The 18,075-nt window shown below is 55.3% G+C and carries 18 protein-coding genes; 9 read left to right on the forward strand and 9 right to left on the reverse strand.

Translation table 11 applies throughout. From position 1 onward, the window contains the following. Window positions 1–216: 216 nt before the first annotated feature. Window positions 217–735, reverse strand: coding sequence for a phosphoribosyltransferase (locus CRO87_RS00820; RefSeq protein ID WP_176504239.1), 519 nt, complete (start codon window positions 733–735; stop codon window positions 217–219). A gap of 226 nt (window positions 736–961) precedes the next feature. On the opposite strand from CRO87_RS00820, the gene CRO87_RS00825 reads away from it, so the two are divergent. Together CRO87_RS00825 and nadS are read left to right on the forward strand one after the other, a co-directional pair. Next, window positions 962–1,300, forward strand: coding sequence for a type II toxin-antitoxin system RelE/ParE family toxin (locus CRO87_RS00825; RefSeq protein WP_097161030.1), 339 nt, complete (start codon window positions 962–964; stop codon window positions 1,298–1,300). Window position 1,301: 1 nt separating this feature from the next. After that, window positions 1,302–1,586 carry a NadS family protein gene (nadS, locus tag CRO87_RS00830; RefSeq protein ID WP_097161031.1) on the forward strand — a complete coding sequence of 95 codons (285 nt, stop codon included), beginning with the start codon at window positions 1,302–1,304 and terminating at the stop codon, window positions 1,584–1,586. Window positions 1,587–1,699: 113 nt separating this feature from the next. On the opposite strand, the gene CRO87_RS00835 is transcribed toward nadS, so the two are convergent. Further along, window positions 1,700–3,199 carry an aldehyde dehydrogenase family protein gene (locus CRO87_RS00835; protein WP_097161032.1) on the reverse strand — a complete coding sequence of 500 codons (1,500 nt, stop codon included), beginning with the start codon at window positions 3,197–3,199 and terminating at the stop codon, window positions 1,700–1,702. A 231-nt stretch (window positions 3,200–3,430) separates the two neighbouring features. Here CRO87_RS00835 and feaR point away from each other — a divergent pair, with 231 nt between their 5' ends. Continuing rightward, entirely contained in the window at window positions 3,431–4,339 is a 909-nt protein-coding gene (feaR, locus tag CRO87_RS00840) for a transcriptional regulator FeaR (RefSeq protein WP_097161033.1), read from the forward strand. On the opposite strand, the gene CRO87_RS00845 is transcribed toward feaR, so the two are convergent. The 3 genes from CRO87_RS00845 to CRO87_RS00855 are packed head-to-tail and all read right to left on the reverse strand — an operon-like array spanning window position 4,340 to window position 7,501. Further along, window positions 4,340–4,663: a YdbL family protein gene (locus CRO87_RS00845; RefSeq protein WP_097161034.1), complete on the reverse strand. Its 324-nt coding sequence runs from the start codon at window positions 4,661–4,663 to the stop codon at window positions 4,340–4,342. It lies immediately after the preceding gene. A gap of 7 nt (window positions 4,664–4,670) precedes the next feature. Further along, window positions 4,671–4,862, reverse strand: a complete 192-nt coding sequence (locus CRO87_RS00850) for a YnbE family lipoprotein (RefSeq protein ID WP_097161035.1) — start codon at window positions 4,860–4,862, stop codon at window positions 4,671–4,673. Continuing rightward, window positions 4,859–7,501 carry a YdbH family protein gene (locus CRO87_RS00855; protein WP_097161036.1) on the reverse strand — a complete coding sequence of 881 codons (2,643 nt, stop codon included), beginning with the start codon at window positions 7,499–7,501 and terminating at the stop codon, window positions 4,859–4,861. The genes CRO87_RS00850 and CRO87_RS00855 overlap by 4 nt, the downstream gene beginning before the upstream one ends. Before the next feature lie 256 nt (window positions 7,502–7,757). On the opposite strand from CRO87_RS00855, the gene CRO87_RS00860 reads away from it, so the two are divergent. Both CRO87_RS00860 and hslJ read left to right on the forward strand, forming a co-directional pair. Then, window positions 7,758–8,747 (forward strand): 2-hydroxyacid dehydrogenase, encoded by a 990-nt coding sequence (locus tag CRO87_RS00860; protein ID WP_097161037.1) that lies wholly within the window; start codon window positions 7,758–7,760, stop codon window positions 8,745–8,747. Between the two features lie 116 nt (window positions 8,748–8,863). Continuing rightward, on the forward strand, window positions 8,864–9,283 hold the full coding sequence (hslJ, locus tag CRO87_RS00865) for a heat shock protein HslJ (protein ID WP_097161038.1): 420 nt from the start codon (window positions 8,864–8,866) through the stop codon (window positions 9,281–9,283). On the opposite strand, the gene CRO87_RS00870 is transcribed toward hslJ, so the two are convergent. Both CRO87_RS00870 and CRO87_RS22645 read right to left on the reverse strand, forming a co-directional pair. Continuing rightward, window positions 9,284–9,550 (reverse strand): DUF333 domain-containing protein, encoded by a 267-nt coding sequence (locus tag CRO87_RS00870; protein WP_097161039.1) that lies wholly within the window; start codon window positions 9,548–9,550, stop codon window positions 9,284–9,286. After that, window positions 9,492–9,680 carry a hypothetical protein gene (locus CRO87_RS22645; protein ID WP_176504235.1) on the reverse strand — a complete coding sequence of 63 codons (189 nt, stop codon included), beginning with the start codon at window positions 9,678–9,680 and terminating at the stop codon, window positions 9,492–9,494. The genes CRO87_RS00870 and CRO87_RS22645 overlap by 59 nt, the downstream gene beginning before the upstream one ends. A 142-nt stretch (window positions 9,681–9,822) precedes the next feature. On the opposite strand from CRO87_RS22645, the gene nifJ reads away from it, so the two are divergent. The 4 genes from nifJ to ttcA all read left to right on the forward strand — a co-directional run bounded on the left by nifJ (window position 9,823) and on the right by ttcA (window position 16,409). Beyond that, on the forward strand, window positions 9,823–13,347 hold the full coding sequence (gene nifJ, locus CRO87_RS00875; protein ID WP_097161040.1) for a pyruvate:ferredoxin (flavodoxin) oxidoreductase: 3,525 nt from the start codon (window positions 9,823–9,825) through the stop codon (window positions 13,345–13,347). Window positions 13,348–13,710: 363 nt separating this feature from the next. Next, a complete protein-coding gene (gene ompC, locus CRO87_RS00880) occupies window positions 13,711–14,850 on the forward strand; it encodes a porin OmpC (RefSeq protein ID WP_097161041.1) in 1,140 nt (379 codons plus the stop codon). A gap of 291 nt (window positions 14,851–15,141) precedes the next feature. Next, the gene (locus CRO87_RS22650; RefSeq protein ID WP_176504240.1) at window positions 15,142–15,303 is read left to right on the forward strand and encodes a hypothetical protein; all 162 of its coding nucleotides are present in this window, start codon (window positions 15,142–15,144) and stop codon (window positions 15,301–15,303) included. 170 nt (window positions 15,304–15,473) lie between these two features. Then, window positions 15,474–16,409 carry a tRNA 2-thiocytidine(32) synthetase TtcA gene (gene ttcA / locus CRO87_RS00885; protein ID WP_097161042.1) on the forward strand — a complete coding sequence of 312 codons (936 nt, stop codon included), beginning with the start codon at window positions 15,474–15,476 and terminating at the stop codon, window positions 16,407–16,409. 52 nt (window positions 16,410–16,461) lie between these two features. Here ttcA and CRO87_RS22655 read toward each other — a convergent pair whose 3' ends face one another. Both CRO87_RS22655 and zntB read right to left on the reverse strand, forming a co-directional pair. Next, entirely contained in the window at window positions 16,462–16,599 is a 138-nt protein-coding gene (locus CRO87_RS22655) for a hypothetical protein (protein WP_176504241.1), read from the reverse strand. A 273-nt stretch (window positions 16,600–16,872) separates the two neighbouring features. Continuing rightward, window positions 16,873–17,856: a zinc transporter ZntB gene (gene zntB / locus CRO87_RS00890; RefSeq protein ID WP_097161043.1), complete on the reverse strand. Its 984-nt coding sequence runs from the start codon at window positions 17,854–17,856 to the stop codon at window positions 16,873–16,875. Window positions 17,857–18,075: the final 219 nt, after the last annotated feature.

Raw genomic sequence — 18,075 nt, forward strand, 5'->3', positions numbered from 1 at the left:
GCATATCGGCGGTGACAGCCAGATCTCCCCATATTCTACCTTGTGTAATTTCGAAATCATTTAGTTCTTTCATTACAGGCGTCCTTGTGTTGTTTGAGAACTCAAACACAAATGCACACTGAACTACCTTTGTTCAATAGAAGATGTACTATAAATATCGGATTTGCAGTATAAAATATGAAATGGTGCAAGGAGATATTCTTGCACCCAATGTTTTCAGACCTTTAATTTCACCACACAAGGAAGGTTGCGATATTTATTTTCCCACGGCATGCCAAAACCGATGAGCAAATCATCGTTGTCCATTTCAAGGGCATAGTATTGCTTAGCATCAATGAGCACTCTACCAGGTTTCACAAACAGGATCGCGACAGAAACGGATTTTGGCGAATAATTCGTTTTCAGGTGTTCAACCAACCGACGCATTGTGCCGCCAGATTCTATGGCATCATCCACCAGAATCACGTCCCTGCCATTGATATCGATATTCTGGTGATAAACGATGGTTGAGCTGTTATTTCTGTCTCCCGGCGTATGCGGGCAGGAGATGTAATCCATATTGATGTCAAAGTTAAGCTTTCGCACCAGGTCTGCCGTGAACAGCATCCCGCCTGGCACCACGGTAATCACCACCGCATCCTTAAAATCCTGATTCAGCTGTGCGGCGACCTTCTCCACGCCACACGCAATAGCCTGCTCATCCAGAACCACTGCCCCAATGTGTTTGTGTTCCATTCCACGCCCTCGTAATAGTCTTTCCCACTGTCAGAGCGTTCACGTTATCAGTAGGCACTGCGGATGAAAACCGCTTATTTACGAGCGGCTACGCAGAATCATTACGTTTAACAGAAACAGAGTCGTTTCAGGATTACGCTTCTCTCGTCGCAGCAATCAATCAATTTAATGGTGTACACAGTACCCTTTAACGTGTACTGTGTACCTGCTCACGGAGAACGTGCCTGTGAATGAGTATCATGCTATTGAATTTATAGAGACGGCTTTATTTACCCGGCAGATTAAAGCCATTGCCACAGACGATGAACTGAGAGGGCTGCAAAAGGAGCTCATTCAGTATCCGAACCGGGGCGATGTTATACAGAACACCGGTGGGTTAAGGAAAATTCGCCTGGCGACGGGCGTCCAGGGCAAAAGCGGCAGTGCGAGGGTGATCTATTTCGTCGCGACAGAAGAGATTATCTGGTTTGTACTGGCTTACCCAAAGAACGTAAAAGATACCCTGACAAACGCCGAGAAAGCCGAACTGAAGAAACTGACCAGAAAGTTAAAAGATGAGGTATGAGATGACTTTTTTTAACGAACTAAAGGCATCGCTGGAAGAAGCGGTCGAAATCAAAGAAGGCAAGAAAGCCGCCGCACGCGTGACCCGCTATGAAATCGCCGATGTGAAAGCGATTCGCGAGCAGTTGAACGTTTCCCAGAGCGAAATGGCCGCCGCGCTGGGCACCAGCGTCGATACCATCAAAAGTTGGGAATCCAGAAGGCGGAATCCGACAGGGCTGGCGGCGAAAGTGCTGGCGGTGATCCAGTCTAATCCTGCTTTCTTTTATGAGCTGGCGGCACACTGAGCGCCGAACATGAGAGTGCCGGATGGCGCTGGCGCTTATCCGGCCTACAAAAACCTGCTGACGATATACCAGGGCCGGGCAACCACAGGGCCGCCCGGCAAAATGCATGACTCTTAATAGCGTACGCACACAGACTTGGTTTCGCACCAGCCGTCCAGCCAGTCAGGGCCGAAGTCGCGCCCGGTGCCGGACTGCTTCATGCCGCCAAATGGCAGGTTTGGGTCGATGAGCGTATGGCTGTTGACCCACACGGTTCCCGCCTGCAAGCGATCGCTGTAGCTCAGCGCCTGAGACAGGTTTTGCGTCCAGACGCTGGCGGTCAGACCGTATTCCGTTTCGTTCGCCAGGCGCAGCGCTTCATCGCCATCGGCCACGCGCACCAGGTTGACCACCGGGCCGAACACTTCTTCACGCGTCAGGCGCAGCCGAGCATCCGGGTTCACAACCAATGTCGGGCGCACATAGTACCCCTGCCCGCCTGGTCCCTCGTTGCCGCTTATAAGTTCCGCTTTGTTCTGTTCCGCTTCGTGGAGGAAGGCCGCCACTTTGTCACAGTGCGCGCGTGAAGCCAGAGGGTTAATCTGCGCACTTTCAGACATGCCCGGCCCGACGCTCAGCGATTTCACCGCTTGCTCAAAGCCTGTCACCAGCGTGTCGAACAGCGGCGCTTCAATATAGATGCGCGAACTCGCCGCACAAACCTGCCCCTGGTTGAGGAAGCTGCCCATCATCAGGCCCTCAATCACCCACTGCGGATCGGCATCTTTCAGCACAATCGCCGGGTTCTTACCGCCCAGCTCCAGCGTCACGCGGGTCAGTCTGTCGGCTGCGGTGCGGGCAATCTGTTTGCCCGTCTGCGTGGAACCGGTAAAGCTCACTTTGGCAACGTGTGGATGCGAAGTCAGTGCAGAACCGCATTCCGCGCCGCTTCCGGTCACCACGTTGAAAACGCCTTCCGGCACGCCCGCTTCGCTCGCCAGTTCAGCCACGCGCAGCAGAGTAAGTGGCGTTGTTTCCGAAGGTTTGATCACTATCGAGCAGCCCGCCGCAAGCGCAGGCATCACTTTCCACATGCCAATCATCAGCGGGAAGTTCCACGGCACAATGCCCGCAACCACGCCCACCGGCTCCTTGCGCGTCCACGCCTGGTAGCGTGCGCCAGCAGGCAGCGGAATAGAAACATCCAGCGTTTGCCCGGTGATTTTTGTCGCCAGCCCGGCAGTGTAGCGCATCCAGTTGAGCGTGCAGGCCACTTCAAACGCGCGGGAGATGTTGATCGACTTGCCCTGCTCCAGCGTTTCCAGCTGGGCCAGTTCTTCGGCATGTTTTTCCACTAAATCGGCAAAGCGCAGCAGGATGCGCTCGCGTTCGGCAGGCATACGGCCCGCCCAGCGGCGATCGACGAATGCGCGCCAGGCAGACATCACCGCCGCGTCCACGTCTGCGCTGTTGGCATCAGCCGTGGTGGCAATCGCGTTGCCCGTCGCAGGGTCCCAGACGGTCAGGCGCTTATCGCTGCGCGAAGCCTGCTGCGCGCCGTCGATATAGTTCCCGTGCTGGCGCGCCAGGAAGTGTTGCACGCTCTCAAGCAGTGCGACCTGTGAATCAGACATATCAGCTCCTTATTACCCTTCACGGTTTTCTCCAGTGTAGAAGCCCCGGGCCGGATCCGTTTTTGTCTCTCTGTCATTCGCTTTGTCGCCTGTGACAGCCCTCGCAAAGAGTGACAATAGTCATTCACGCGTCTGTCGTGGGTGATAGTTCTTTCGTATAGTCATCAGGACACCCTTGTTTACGCAACATAAATGCAACAATGTGTCAGCACTTCAACGACTGAGGCAGATATGGCGCAGATAACCGGCAACGAGCAGTTTCAGCAATGGCTAGCCCAGATTAATCAGGAATGTGGCAATTTTGCCGCCCGTCCTCTGGACGGTGAATTTTCTGGTCATCTCGAAACCGGCTACACCCGCGCCCTCAAGCTCAGCACCGTCACCACCGCTAACGTGAATCTTTATCGCACCCGCAACGAAATTAAGGATCATAACGACAGCTGGTTCTACACCGTCTTTCAGCTGGAAGGTCAGGCCATTATTGAGCAGCACGACCGTCAAACGGTGATCCAGCCGGGGGATATTACGCTGGTGGATGCCTCGCGCCCTTGTTCGATTGTCTGGCAGCAACCCTCCCGGCAAATTTCACTGTTGCTGCCGCGAAGTTTACTGGAGCAGCAGCTGAGGGTTGGCGAGTCGCACTGCGTGCAGCGGCTCGGTAAGAACCTGCCAATGGTACAGATGAGCCACCGTTTATTGCAGGAAAGCATGAGCAATCACGATCTTTCCGGCACGGAAAGCGAGGCGGCGCTGGAAGCCATTGTTTGTCTGCTGCGCCCGGTGTTGCAGCAGCAGGACGCCCAGCCGTCGCGCCGCGACAGACAGTTTGAGAAAGTGGTTCAGATGATCGACGACCATATTCAGGCGGAAAACCTGCGTCCGGAATGGCTGGCGAATGAAACCGGCATGTCGGTGAGAAGCCTTTACCGGATGTTTGCCGATAAAGGCCTGGTGGTGGCGCAGTACATCAAAAACCGGCGACTCGATCTCTGCGCCAGAGCGCTGCGCAGCGCTTCAGAAGATGAAAAACTGGCCGGGATTGGCTTCAGCTGGGGCTTTACCGATCACAGCCATTTTTCGACCGCCTTTCGCCAGCGCTTTGGCGTATCGCCGGGGGAATACCGCAAGCGTCATCGCTGATTATTTCTTCAGCCACTTCCCGTTCAGGCCTTTCACATACTCACCCGGTGCAGCCCGCATCACCAGTTTCTGCCCGGCCATTTTCGCCACTTCATCCACCGGCAGATTATTGCTGTCTGCCAGCTGCTGGTAGCTTTCACTGCGGGCCTCGTTGATTTGCTTAACCAGCGCCAGAGTCTCTTTGTCCTCTACGCGCGTAGCCAGATAGCCCGACAGGGTTTCCCCCACGCGCCCCTGGGCACGCGCTTCGTCCAGCGTTAACGCCTGCACTGTCTGGCTGAGTAACCCCAGGCTCAATGCTGCCATCAGTAAACTTTTTTTCATAGCGGCCTCAGAACAGATCGCTGCGTGATTTCAGCAACTCTTCAACGTCTTTATCCACTTTGATGTGGATCTCATGTTCGATCTTCACGTTCATATTGATGGTGATAGGCTCTTTCGGGGCGGCGACTTCTATTCGCGGCGTACAACCGCTGAGACTCATCACCATCACTCCGCTCAGCACGGCGGTTATCGCTTTCATTGTTGCTCCTTACAGTCCTTTCCTGCCTGGCAGCCCGAGGCAGGAAGCGTCGCGTTTTGCTCAAGCCATGTCTGAAGATTGTCGCCAAAGCGCAAGCTGCGCCAGAGTTCGAACACGTTCTCTTCATGGGTATAGTTTAAATTGACCTTGCCGGTTTTGCCGTCGGCCCGGCTGGTGCCGGACACCGTGGATTGCAGCGTCAGCTTCCCGAGGTTATCGAGATTTATTTTCGTCCACGATCGGGAAATTTCCATGTAGCGCAGCCAGTTAATCGCCGCCCCGGCGGCCATATTGTCTTTGACCACCGCATCGGCGGTGTCTTTGTCGATCCGCAGCGTCATCGGGCCGGGGTTGGTCAGCCAGCCGTCTTTGATTATCCATTTTTCGTTGTCGAGCCACAGCGGCAGCGCGCCGCTGACCGGGCCGGACATGGTGAACTGCTTCGGATTGACGGCACCGATAAGTTCGCTGGTGGAGATATTCTGCACGCGCAGCAGGGCCGGGTCGTGCTGAGGCATCCGCAGTTGCAGCATCGACAATTTGCCGCCGAGCAGGTCCACGTTGACGTCGCTCAGCAGCAGCGGATCGCTTTCGCTCCAGGGATAACTGCCCTGTAAATCCGCAGAGAAGTTATGGGCGGTAACCTGATTGACGATTTCGCCAATGCGCAGCGTCACCGGGCCCCGCGTACCAAGTTGCCAGACACCGCCGCTGAAGCGGAACGGCAATACAAAGTCCACGCCGTTGATCTTGTTGTCCGGCATCCACGCGCTGCCGCCTTTCAGGACACCGTGGCCGCCCGCTTCAAAGCCCTGTCCGGCGGCTGCGGAAAATGCCACCTGCGCGTACAGCGTTCCCTCGCGGAGGTTCATTTTTAAGTCTGGCGGCACCAGCGGCTGGAACACAGTTAACGACTGTTTCGGCCACCAGGCCTCGCCGCGCAGGCGTATGCCGTCCCAGCGTCCGTTGATACTCACCGGGCCAATCGCTTCTGCGTGCAAATCGCCTTTGAACTGGAACCAGGTCGGGTCGCGTCCGTCAAGGCTGAACTTCAGCGTTGAGGGGGGCAGCACGCTGCCGCCGCTAAAATGCGTCTCACCGGCATCCAGGGAGAGCGCCCCGGTGAATGAAGGATGCTGCTCATCGCGGATCCAGTGAATGGGTTTGTCGAGCGCCAGACGTGGCTGGCTGACGGTCATGGTACCGTACTGAAGTTTATCGAAACCGGTCGACAGGCTGTTAAGCACGATCGAGCTGTCGCGCCACTCGCCATCGCCCTTCACGTCCCACTTCGCCTGCATCGGTGTGAAGTGCCCGTCGCCCCAGTAACGCCAGCGCCAGCTCCCCTGGTCGGGTAGGAAGTTGTCAGCCTGGCCGTCGAGATGCAGTACGAAATCGCCCATCTCCTGCTCGTGCGCCCGCAGAATGGCCTGCAAGCGCCCGTCCACGCCCTGACTGCTGACGTGAACCCCCGCCAGCGGCCAGCGAATTTCATCAATATTGAGAGAGTCAATCACGCGACCGCGGGAGCGCAGGAGTGCGCCAGGCTCGAAGCTCAGCCGGGGATCGATCAGCGAGCCACTCAGCTGTGCCGGTAAGATCGCGTAAAGCACCAGATCGTCATATTTGGCTTCGCCCGTGAGCTGAAGCGGCATCGCGCTATTGTCCATGCTGAGCGTGCCAGGGCCGATGGTAAGAACGGCGTTACCTTTCCCGGCCGCCCCCTGCGTCAGCACGTTCATCCGCCCGGCGATCTGCATTTTATCGAGGCCCTGCAGCCAGTTATCCACCTTCAGACCCACGCGGCCGCTCAGCGGTAAACCGTCCTGCCACGGCCAGTTCCAGCGTCCGTCGCTGATGGTCAGCCGTTCACGGGTCAGCTCCCACGGCAAATCCAGTAGCGGCTCGTCGTTGCCGCGCGCCATCACCACCAGTTGCCCCTGATTTTCCTGCCATTCCAGATCGGCATCGACCAGCGATCCAGACGCTGGCACCTGAAACGTGGACTGAACGTGGCCGCTGACCGGCAGGCCGTCCGGCACCAGTGGCATCGTGAACTCACCGACAAGCTTGATCGGCGGCTTACCGTCCTGAACCTGAGCCTCAAACTGGCTGACGGTGAGCTGCTGGCCCTTCAGGCTTGCCTGTATATGTACCGCCGCGCCGTTGTAGCTGATTGCCTGCTTCGCGGGCGTCAATGAAACCGCCAGCTTGCCCTGCCATTTATCCCAGGGTGAAAGGCGCAGCTCGTCGATGGTCAGCCAGCTGTTGGGCAGCATCGACTGCCATTCGGCCAGGCTTCGCGGTGCGCCAGGTGCGGGCGCGCTTTCGGGAATTTTGCTCAGGCAGTCTGAGTTGATATTGAGCGTGCCGACGTGCAGTCGCCAGCGGCTGGGGTGGGAAAGTTCGGCATTGGTGATCTGAGCCAGCTGGCAGTCGCCGACCAGGTAGCGCAGTTCGGGCAAACGCACTGAGTTTCGCGTGAAACGAGGGCTGTGATCGATGGCGATTCGCGTGCCCGCCGGAAGCCAGATCCCCGCCAGCGTGGGCACCCAGTGCGTCAGGGTCAGCAGCAGCGTAAGCGGCAGGAGGATCAGCAGCAGCAGTAGCGCAATCGTGGCTTTCCAGGTACCCTTCATGGGCGATTAACATCCTGATTTGTTGTAAGTAAAAGCCAAAGTGGCCCGTATTGTGGCATGTTTAACCCTGCCGTTAAAGTCACCGTCAGGTTTAAGCATAGATGCAGGAAATTGCCTCTTCCTGAGGATCCATCAAACATCTGCATTTTATGCTCTACACTCTCTGTTATAACCTGTTCATTAAACAAAATTTTAAAATTTGTATGATTATTTTAAATATGCTACCGTGACGTTAATATCACTGGAGAAAAGTCTTATGAAAATCGCAGTTTACAGCACAAAGCAATACGATAAAAAGTATCTGCAAGATGTTAATGATGCGTTTGGCTTTGAACTTGAATTTTTTGACTTCCTTTTAAGCGAAAAGACGGCCAAAACCGCCCACGGCTGTGACGCGGTCTGTATCTTCGTCAACGACGATGGCAGCCGCCCGGTGCTGGAAGAGCTGAAAAAACATGGCGTTAAATATATTGCCCTGCGCTGTGCCGGGTTTAACAACGTCGACCTCGATGCGGCCAAAGAGCTGGGCCTGCGTGTAGTCCGCGTTCCAGCTTACTCGCCAGAGGCGGTGGCCGAACATGCGATTGGTCTGATGATGTCGCTGAACCGTCGTATTCATCGTGCTTATCAGCGCACCCGTGATGCCAACTTCTCGCTGGAAGGTCTGTGCGGCTTCACTATGCACGGCAAAACCGCAGGCGTGGTGGGTACCGGGAAAATCGGTATTGCTACTCTGAGGATCCTGAAAGGCTTCGGCATGAAGCTGCTGGCCTTCGATCCCTATCCAAGCGCCGCAGCGCTGGAGCTGGGCGTGGAGTATGTCGACCTGCCAACGCTGTTCTCGCAGTCGGACGTTATCTCCCTGCACTGCCCGCTGACGCCGGAAAACTACCACCTGCTGAACCACGCCGCGTTCGCTCAGATGAAGGATGGCGTGATGGTGATCAACACCAGCCGCGGCGGCCTGATTGATTCCCAGGCGGCGATTGAGGCGTTGAAAACTCAGAAGATTGGTGCGCTGGGCATGGACGTGTATGAAAACGAACGCGATCTTTTCTTCGAAGACAAGTCCAACGACGTGATTCAGGATGACGTGTTCCGCCGTCTTTCGGCCTGTCACAACGTGCTGTTCACCGGCCATCAGGCGTTCCTCACCGCCGAAGCACTGACCAGCATTTCCGAAACCACCCTGGAAAACCTGCGTCAGATCGACAGCGGCGAAACCAGCCCGAACGCCCTGGTTTAACCTTTTCTGCTCCCCGTTCGCGGGGAGCACTTTCGGACAATCCCCACTCTTCAACCCCGCACTACAGTGTCATGCTGTGTCGGTACTCTTTTTTTGGTGAATAATTGATGAGCAGTATGAAACTGACTGTCGCCCTGCTGGCAGGCGCGATGATGCTGGCAGGTTGCGTCTCCACAAGCAAAGTGACCACTCAGCCGGAACAGCTGGAGCACCACCGCTTTGTGCTGGAAAGCGTGAACGGTAAGAATATCAGTACTGAAAAACCGCTGGAGCTGAGCTTCGGCGAGAAAATGCACGTGTCGGGGAATATGTGCAACCGCTTTACCGGCGAAGGCAAGCTGTCTGACGGTGAGCTGAAGGTGAAAAACCTGGCCATGACGCGGATGCTCTGTACCGATGCACAGCTGAATCAGCTAGACGCGCTGGTCGGCGCAATGTTGCACGACGGCGTTCAGGTCGATTTGACGGCAAACCAGTTAACCCTCGCGACTGCGCATGATTCGCTGGTGTACAGGCTCGCCGATTTGATGAATTAACTAGTAGTTTCCGCAACTCCCGGTGGCCAGAGATTGCTCACTGCATCGCTTGCCATTGGGTAATGCGCACATGCCGATGGCCGAGCCATCAAGCTGACGCGCAACGGATAATGCCCCACCGACCATGGCGCAGTTTGCCTGCCCTGAATCGGACATCGCCGCCCGCATCCCAGGCGTAACATGCGCCGCGGTGGCCTGCTGTACTGGTTCACTGCTGCATGCCGATAATAACAGCACCGCGCACCCTACCCAAAAAGCTGCTCGCATTCTCTTTTCCCCTGTCAAATACGTTTCGCAAAACCTGTTCATAATAGGCAGCAAGCGGCGTGCCGTCGAGAGACGAGGCGCGCATTTCGTGTTTCAGAAACAAATTCTCGCAATTTAATGCCGCAATCATTGATCTGCTCATTGTTCAAATAAATACCAAGGACACAAAAGCAAAAATGGCCCTCATAACGCTTTGCTAAAATAGACTCATAATTACATGACCTGTTGAGGTAACGCGGGTCTTTTTTCTTGCGCAATGTAAGGGTGTCACAATGATTACAACTGACGGTAATGGCGCTTGCGCGTCGGTGGCGTTTCGCACCAGTGAAGTTATTGCCATCTACCCGATTACGCCAAGCTCAACCATGGCGGAACAGGCCGATGCCTGGGCAGGTAATGGGTTGAAAAACATCTGGGGTGATGTTCCCCGGGTCGTAGAAATGCAGTCTGAAGCAGGCGCGATCGCCGCCGTTCACGGTGCGTTGCAGACAGGCGCCCTCTCCACTTCCTTTACGTCATCGCAGGGCCTGCTGCTGATGATCCCGACGCTGTACAAACTGGCCGGTCAACTGACGCCATTTGTGCTGCACGTCGCTGCGCGTACTGTTGCGACGCACGCGCTTTCTATATTTGGCGACCACTCCGACGTGATGGCCATCCGCCAGACAGGTTGCGCGATGCTCAGCGCGGCTAACGTGCAGGAAGCGCAGGATTTTGCGCTGATCTCCACGATTTCTACACTGAAAAGCCGCGTGCCGTTCATACATTTCTTTGATGGTTTCCGCACCTCGCACGAAATCAACAAAATCGTTCCGCTGGCGGATGACACCATCCTCAACCTGATGCCACAGGCAGAAATCAACGCGCACCGCGAGCGCGCGCTTAACCCGGAGCACCCGGTGATTCGCGGCACCTCCGCCAACCCGGACACCTATTTCCAGTCCCGCGAGGCCACTAACCCGTGGTACAACGCGGTTTACGATCACGTTGAACAGGCGATGAATGACTTTGCCAGCGCCACGGGCCGCCAGTACAAGCCATTTGAATATTACGGCCATCCGCAGGCCGAACGCGTGATTGTGCTGATGGGCTCTGCCATTGGCACCTGCGCAGAAGTCGTTGATGAACTGCTGACCCGCGGCGAAAAAGTGGGCGTGCTGAAAGTTCGCCTGTACCGCCCCTTCTCCGCAAAACATCTGCTGGCTGAATTACCGGAGAGCGTAAAATCCCTCGCCGTGTTGGATCGCACCAAAGAACCTGGCGCGCACGCCGAACCGCTCTATCTGGATGTGATGACCGCCCTGGCGGAAGCCTTCAACAACGGTGAGCGCGAAACGCTGCCGCGGGTGATTGGTGGTCGCTATGGCCTTTCCTCGAAAGAGTTTGGCCCTGAATGCGTGCTGGCCATTTTCAGCGAACTCAGCGCCGCTAAGCCGAAATCACGTTTCACCGTCGGCATTTACGACGACGTCACCAACCTGTCTCTGGTACTGCCGGAAAACACCCTGCCGTCCACCGCCAAACTGGAAGCGCTGTTTTACGGACTCGGCAGTGACGGCAGCGTCTCGGCCACCAAGAACAATATCAAGATTATTGGTAACTCCACGCCGTGGTACGCCCAGGGCTATTTCGTCTATGACTCCAAAAAAGCAGGTGGCCTGACGGTTTCACACCTTCGCGTATCGGAACAGCCAGTGCGTTCGGCGTACCTGGTATCTCAGGCCGATTTTGTTGGCTGCCACCAGTTACAGTTCATCGACAAATATCAGATGGCCGAACGCCTGAAGCCGGGCGGCATTTTCCTGCTCAATACGCCGTACAGCGCCGATGAGGTGTGGTCACGCCTGCCGCAGGAAGTACAGGCCGTGCTGAATCAGAAGCAGGCCCGTTTTTATGTGGTGAACGCTGCGAAAATCGCCCGCGAATGCGGTCTGGCGGCGCGTATCAACACCGTCATGCAAATGGCTTTCTTCCAGCTGACGCAGATTCTGCCAGGCGACAGCGCGCTGATTGAACTTCAGGGCGCGATTGCCAAAAGCTACAGCAGCAAAGGCCAGGAGCTGGTTGAGCGCAACTGGCAGGCGCTGGCGATGGCCCGCGAACTGCTAGCGGAAGTGCCGTTGCAGCCTGTCAATGAAAGCAGCCCGCTGCGCCCGCCTGTCGTTTCAGACGCCGCGCCGGACTTCGTCAAAACCGTCACCGCGGCGATGCTCGCGGGCCTTGGCGATGCCCTGCCCGTTTCTGCGCTTCCGCCGGACGGCACCTGGCCTGTCGGCACCACCCGCTGGGAGAAACGCAACATCGCCGAAGAGATCCCTATCTGGAAAGAAGATCTCTGCACCCAGTGTAACCACTGCGTTGCCGCCTGCCCGCACTCGGCCATTCGCGCCAAAGTGGTTTCGCCTGAAGAGATGGAAAACGCCCCGGCCAGCCTCCACTCGCTGGACGTGAAGTCCCGCGATATGCGCGGGCAGAAATACGTGCTGCAGGTGGCACCAGAAGACTGCACCGGCTGTAACCTGTGCGTTGAGGTCTGCCCGGCGAAGGACCGCCAGGATCCGGACATCAAGGCCATCAATATGATGTCGCGCCTGGAGCATGTCGAAGAAGAGAAAGTGAACTACGACTACTTCCTCGCGCTGCCGGAAATCGATCGTACGAAGCTTGAACGTATTGATATTCGCACCTCGCAGCTGATCACGCCGCTGTTCGAATACTCCGGCGCCTGCTCCGGCTGCGGCGAAACGCCATACATCAAGCTGCTGACCCAGCTGTACGGCGACAGAATGATGATCGCCAATGCCACCGGCTGTTCCTCTATTTACGGCGGCAACCTGCCCTCCACGCCTTACACCACCGACATTAACGGTCGCGGTCCGGCCTGGGCAAACTCGCTGTTCGAGGATAACGCCGAATTTGGTCTGGGCTTCCGCTTATCCGTCGATCAGCACCGAAGCCGCGTGATGCGTCTGCTGGAAACCTTCGCCGACAAGCTGCCTGCGGAACTGAACGAAGCGCTGCATGCTGAAGCCACGCCGGAAGTGCGTCGCGAACAGGTTGCCGCGTTGCGCCATCATTTGCAGAATGAGGATGGTGCGGCGGAGCTGCTGACCGACGCCGACGCGCTGGTGGAGAAATCCATCTGGCTGATTGGCGGCGACGGCTGGGCCTACGATATCGGCTTCGGCGGCCTCGACCACGTGTTGAGCCTCACCGAGAACGTCAATATTCTGGTGCTCGATACCCAGTGTTATTCCAACACCGGCGGACAGGCATCAAAAGCGACGCCGCTCGGTGCCGTTACCAAGTTTGGCGAGCACGGTAAACGTAAGGCACGCAAGGATCTGGGCGTCAGCATGATGATGTACGGTCACGTTTATGTCGCGCAGATTTCGCTGGGCGCACAGCTCAACCAGACGGTGAAAGCGATTCAGGAAGCGGAAGCCTATCCGGGGCCGTCGCTGATCATCGCCTACAGCCCTTGCGAAGAGCACGGTTACGACCTGGCGCTGAGCCACGATCAGATGCGTCAGCTGACCGCGACCGGCTTCTGGCCGCTGTATCGCTTCGACCCGCGTCGGGCGGATGAAGGCAAGCTGCCGCTGGCGCTGGACTCTCGCCCACCGTCGGATGCGCTGGCCGATACGCTGATGAAAGAGCAGCGCTTCCGCCGTCTGAATGCTCAACAGCCGGAAGTCGCCGAACAGCTGTGGAAAGACGCCACGGCCGATCTGCAAAAACGCTATGACTTCCTGGCTCAGATGGCAGGGAAAGCGGAGAAGTCGACCAGCGACTGAGGCTGATAACTTAATTTAAAAATAAATAAAAAAAAGCCCGGATATTACTCCGGGCTTGTCATTTGTTATTGACAAAATAGGAACTTATTAGCACCGCACGGCAACAAGAATAATTCGCGTGGCAAATAGGCATATAACGGCGAGATTCTAGTGGCATTCATTTTCGCTGTATAATTTTAATATTGAATATTTCACCCTCATATATTCACACCGCAAATCACCATTACAGGCGTATTATTTTCTCGACATTTCATTTATATCGTAACAATTGAGGCATACCTTCTTTAGATATCTCTACATTAGCATGGAGCCACTAGCCTCTCCGGAAGGCAGTATATAAAAACAGCTTAAAGGATTATTAAAATGAAAAGAAAAGTACTGGCACTCGTTATCCCTGCATTATTATCCGCAGGCGCAGTTCACGCGGCAGAGATTTACAACAAAGACGGCAACAAGCTGGACCTGTACGGTAAGGTCGACGGTCTGCATTACTTCTCCGACAACAACGGTGCTAACGGCGATCAGTCGTACATCCGTATGGGCTTCAAGGGTGAAACGCAGATCACCGATCAGCTGACCGGCTACGGCCAGTGGGAATACAACGTTCAGGCGAACAACACCGAAGGTTCTTCCGATCAGTCCTGGACTCGTCTGGGCTTCGCAGGCCTGAAATTTGGCAACTACGGCTCATTCGACTACGGTCGTAACTACGGCGTGCTGTACGACGTAGAAGCCTGGACTGACGTGCTGCCGGAATTCGGCGGCGACTCTTACACTTCCGCTGACAACTTCATGACTGGCCGCGCAAACGGCGTGGCAACCTACCGTAACAACGATTTCTTCGGCCTGGTTGACGGTCTGAACTTTGCGGTCCAGTACCAGGGTAAAAACGAAAACCCAGGTTCCGGTGAAGGCACCAATAACGGCGATCGTAGCTTCCGCAATGCCAATGGCGACGGCTGGGGTATTTCCTCCACCTACAACATTATGGATTCCGGTGTTAGCGTAGGTGCCGCTTATTCTTCCTCTGACCGTACCAACGACCAGGTTAACAAAGGCGGACAGTACGCACAGGGCGATAAAGCTGACGCATGGACTGCAGGCCTGAAATACGATGCGAACAACATCTATCTGGCAACCATGTACTCCGAAACCCGTAACATGACCAACTACGGTAGCACCGACAGCAACTACGGTGGCGGTACTGCGAACAAGACCAAGAACTTCGAAGTGACTGCACAGTACCAGTTTGATTTCGGTCTGCGTCCTGAAGTTTCTTTCCTCCAGTCTAAAGGACAGGATCTGACCCACACCGACGGCAGCAACGCCGGTGACCAGGACCTGGTGAAATACGTTTCTGTTGGCGCGACTTACTACTTCAACAAAAACATGTCTACCTATGTTGATTACAAAATCAACCTGCTGGATGACAACGACTTCACCAAAAATAACGGCATCAACACTGATAACGTTGTGGCAACAGGCCTGGTTTACCAGTTCTAATTCCGCTATAGCTGTTATTAATAACCCGCCCTTACCGGCGGGTCTTTTTATTTACTGAACAACAAACGCACAAATAAGGAGCGAGCGACAGATATTTCCCCGCCAGGTTCCCTTCCCGAAAAATAAAGATGTAACAGCACCCGCGCTATTTTCTCAGAAGGCTTGCGCACGCAAAGCTTAAAAAAAGCCAGATGTATTACACGAAAACCCGGAAGTCTATTTTTAATACCGTCCGTTTTTCTTCCGGTTTTTATTGGCCACAATGATTTCACTACCACAGGAGATGAAATCATGAACGATGTCCACAACTGGTTACGCAAAATGAACAGCCAATGGCTGAAAGAACCGACAGCCCCTCATACACATCCGTTTTACCTGACCCCTGCCGAACGCTATGCGTTGCTGAAAGAACTGCTGATGCCGCTCAGCGAGGGGAAAAAAACGGGTGAGTAAATGCTTTGCGACTGAAATCACGCTGGCATTCGGCGCTGTAATCCGTACCATACACGCCAGACTATCGACAGGACAGCCGCAGTTTCTTGCTACACTCCATCATTAATCCTGATGTCCGTCAGTGCTCCTGACGCAGGCTGTCCTTTACCTTCGAGCAGAGCCATCATTACATGTCGCAAAATCAAGAAGTTAGTAAGAAAGAACAGTACAACCTGAACAAATTGCAAAAGCGCCTGCGTCGTAACGTGGGCGAAGCCATTGCCGACTTCAATATGATTGAGGAAGGCGATCGCATCATGGTCTGCCTCTCCGGCGGCAAAGACAGCTACACCATGCTGGAAATTCTGCGCAACCTGCAGCAGAGCGCCCCGGTGAATTTCAGCCTGGTGGCGGTGAACCTCGATCAGAAGCAGCCCGGTTTCCCGGAGCACATTCTCCCGGCGTACCTCGAGACCCTCGGCGTGGAGTACAAAATCGTCGAAGAGAACACCTACGGCATCGTAAAAGAGAAGATCCCGGAAGGCAAAACGACCTGTTCCCTCTGCTCTCGCCTGCGCCGTGGCATTCTGTACCGCACCGCTACGGAACTGGGTGCAACGAAAATCGCCCTGGGCCATCATCGCGATGACATTCTGCAAACCCTGTTCCTCAATATGTTCTACGGCGGAAAAATGAAAGGCATGCCGCCGAAGCTGATGAGCGACGACGGGAAGCACATCGTGATCCGTCCGCTGGCCTACTGCCGCGAAAAAGACATTGAGCGTTTTGCCGAAGCGAAAGCGTACCCGATCATTCCGTGCAACCTTTGCGGCTCGCAGCCTAACCTGCAGCGTCAGGTCATTGGCGACATGCTGCGCGACTGGGATAAGCGTTACCCGGGGCGTATCGAAACCATGTTCAGCGCTATGCAGAACGTGGTGCCTTCTCACCTGTGCGATACCGAGATGTTTGACTTTAAGGGCCTGAAGCACGGCGCTGAAGTCGTTAACGGCGGTGATTTAGCCTTCGACCGGGAAGAGATCCCACTGCAGCCAGCGGGCTGGCAGCCGGAAGATGAAGAGTCAGACGTGCTCGCGAATCGACTTGATATTGTCGAAATCAAATAAGCGCAAAATCCTTCATAGGCCCTCTTAACGAGGGCTTTTTTGTGCCTGCCATTCAGCGAAACGGCGGCGGATCGATAATCGGATGCGGATCGGGGTCGAGCGGCGGGTCGGGTATCGGCTGAGGACGCGGGATGGGGTCCGGCAAGGGAACAGGATCGGTAGGAATCGGATCGCTGAGTCGCCAGTTCATAATGACCTCCTGGACGGTTGAACGTCCCTTAAGGGTAGAAGGTCTGGCGCGAGAGGCAAAAAAAAGCCGACTTATCTAAGTCGGCGTCGTACGAATCAATTGTGCTATGCAGTAATTCAAAAAAGGAAGTAAGACAATATGGAGCGCAACGCCCATCGCTTGACGTTGCATTCACCTGCGGGAATGATATTGCCCTGAATGGGTAGGCCGTTTATTGACTTTGCTCAAACTTAACCGCATTTTTGGGCTCTTCTCGCGTATAAAACTGATTTCTTACAACCATTTACTTCGATGTAACCACCAGGTAACACCGCCGATCAGCACCACTAACCCAATGCAAAACAACGAGAAACCAAACTGCCATCCGCCGCCGGGAATGCCGCCGAGGTTGACGCCAAACAGACCCGTCAGGAAGGTACTCGGTAAAAAGACCATCGCCATCAGTGACATGGTGTAGGTTCTTCGTGCCAGTGACTCCTGCATCACCTGGGCGATTTCATCGGCCATCACACCGGTACGGGCGATACAGGCGTCAATCTCATCGAGCCCACGACCCAGCCTGTCGGCAATGTCCTGCATCCGGCGGCGCTGATCGTCATTCATCCATACAAAACGCTCGCTGGAAAGCCGTGAATAAACGTCGCGCTGCGGTGCCATATAGCGGCGCATCACGATCAGTTGCTTACGCAAAAGTGCCAGAAAACCGCGCGGCGGCACCTGCTGATCCAGCAGGTTATCTTCCAGATCGATGATCTTATCGTGCAGCTCTTCGATGAACTCACTGGCGTGATCGGTCAGCGCATCACACACGTCGACCAGCCAGCCGCCGCAGTCCGTGGGGCCGGTTCCCTCTTCCAGGTCTTTTACCACGTCATCCAGCGCCAGCACTTTGCGTTGACGGGTTGAAACAATCAGGCGCTCATCCATATACAGGCGCATGGCCACCAGCTGATCCGGGCGTTCATCGGTGCTGCCGTTAATACAGCGCAGCGTGATCAGCGTGCCCTCACCGACTCGCGTCACGCGTGGGCGCAAGCTGTCGCCCGCCAGCGCATCGCGCACGCTGTTCGGCAGCAGCGGCGTGGTCGCCAGCCATTGCGCGCTTTCCGGATGGGTATAGTTGAGGTGCAGCCAGCAGGGATTATCCTTGTCGATAACCCGCTCGTCCGTCATCGGGATCACCCCGCCTTTGCCATCCAGCATCCAGGCAAAAACCGCATCAGGTACGTTCACATCGGCTCCCTTAATGGCTTCCACATCGCCTCCATCAATATTTACTTGTGCAATGAAGTCTAGCCCGGCGGGCGTAATAAACAAAATGTGTTCCCGCCATCGCCATGAATTTATTCATGAAAGCGGAATTATCTGGCAGACGGCCGGACAGCGCAATGTCCGAATCGTTAACAGGGATGAATTGAGATTGCTGCAAATAAAACGGGCCTGCATTGTGCAGGCCCGTTTTATTGTTCTCGCAAG

The sequence above is a fragment of the Enterobacter sp. CC120223-11 genome, from assembly GCF_900215375.1.
Taxonomy (GTDB): Bacteria; Pseudomonadota; Gammaproteobacteria; order Enterobacterales; family Enterobacteriaceae; genus Scandinavium.

Coding starts and splice junctions, on each gene's coding strand:
- ompC (WP_097161041.1), top strand. CDS start 13,711: ATGAAAAGAAAAGTACTGGCACTCGTTATCCCTGCATTATTATCCGCA.
- ttcA (WP_097161042.1), top strand. CDS start 15,474: ATGTCGCAAAATCAAGAAGTTAGTAAGAAAGAACAGTACAACCTGAAC.
- CRO87_RS22650 (WP_176504240.1), top strand. CDS start 15,142: ATGAACGATGTCCACAACTGGTTACGCAAAATGAACAGCCAATGGCTG.
- CRO87_RS22655 (WP_176504241.1), bottom strand. CDS start 16,599: ATGAACTGGCGACTCAGCGATCCGATTCCTACCGATCCTGTTCCCTTG.
- CRO87_RS00850 (WP_097161035.1), bottom strand. CDS start 4,862: ATGAAAGCGATAACCGCCGTGCTGAGCGGAGTGATGGTGATGAGTCTC.
- feaR (WP_097161033.1), top strand. CDS start 3,431: ATGGCGCAGATAACCGGCAACGAGCAGTTTCAGCAATGGCTAGCCCAG.
- CRO87_RS00870 (WP_097161039.1), bottom strand. CDS start 9,550: ATGCGAGCAGCTTTTTGGGTAGGGTGCGCGGTGCTGTTATTATCGGCA.
- nadS (WP_097161031.1), top strand. CDS start 1,302: ATGACTTTTTTTAACGAACTAAAGGCATCGCTGGAAGAAGCGGTCGAA.
- CRO87_RS00820 (WP_176504239.1), bottom strand. CDS start 735: ATGGAACACAAACACATTGGGGCAGTGGTTCTGGATGAGCAGGCTATT.
- CRO87_RS00860 (WP_097161037.1), top strand. CDS start 7,758: ATGAAAATCGCAGTTTACAGCACAAAGCAATACGATAAAAAGTATCTG.
- CRO87_RS22645 (WP_176504235.1), bottom strand. CDS start 9,680: ATGATTGCGGCATTAAATTGCGAGAATTTGTTTCTGAAACACGAAATG.
- CRO87_RS00835 (WP_097161032.1), bottom strand. CDS start 3,199: ATGTCTGATTCACAGGTCGCACTGCTTGAGAGCGTGCAACACTTCCTG.
- nifJ (WP_097161040.1), top strand. CDS start 9,823: ATGATTACAACTGACGGTAATGGCGCTTGCGCGTCGGTGGCGTTTCGC.
- CRO87_RS00845 (WP_097161034.1), bottom strand. CDS start 4,663: ATGAAAAAAAGTTTACTGATGGCAGCATTGAGCCTGGGGTTACTCAGC.
- hslJ (WP_097161038.1), top strand. CDS start 8,864: ATGAAACTGACTGTCGCCCTGCTGGCAGGCGCGATGATGCTGGCAGGT.
- CRO87_RS00855 (WP_097161036.1), bottom strand. CDS start 7,501: ATGAAGGGTACCTGGAAAGCCACGATTGCGCTACTGCTGCTGCTGATC.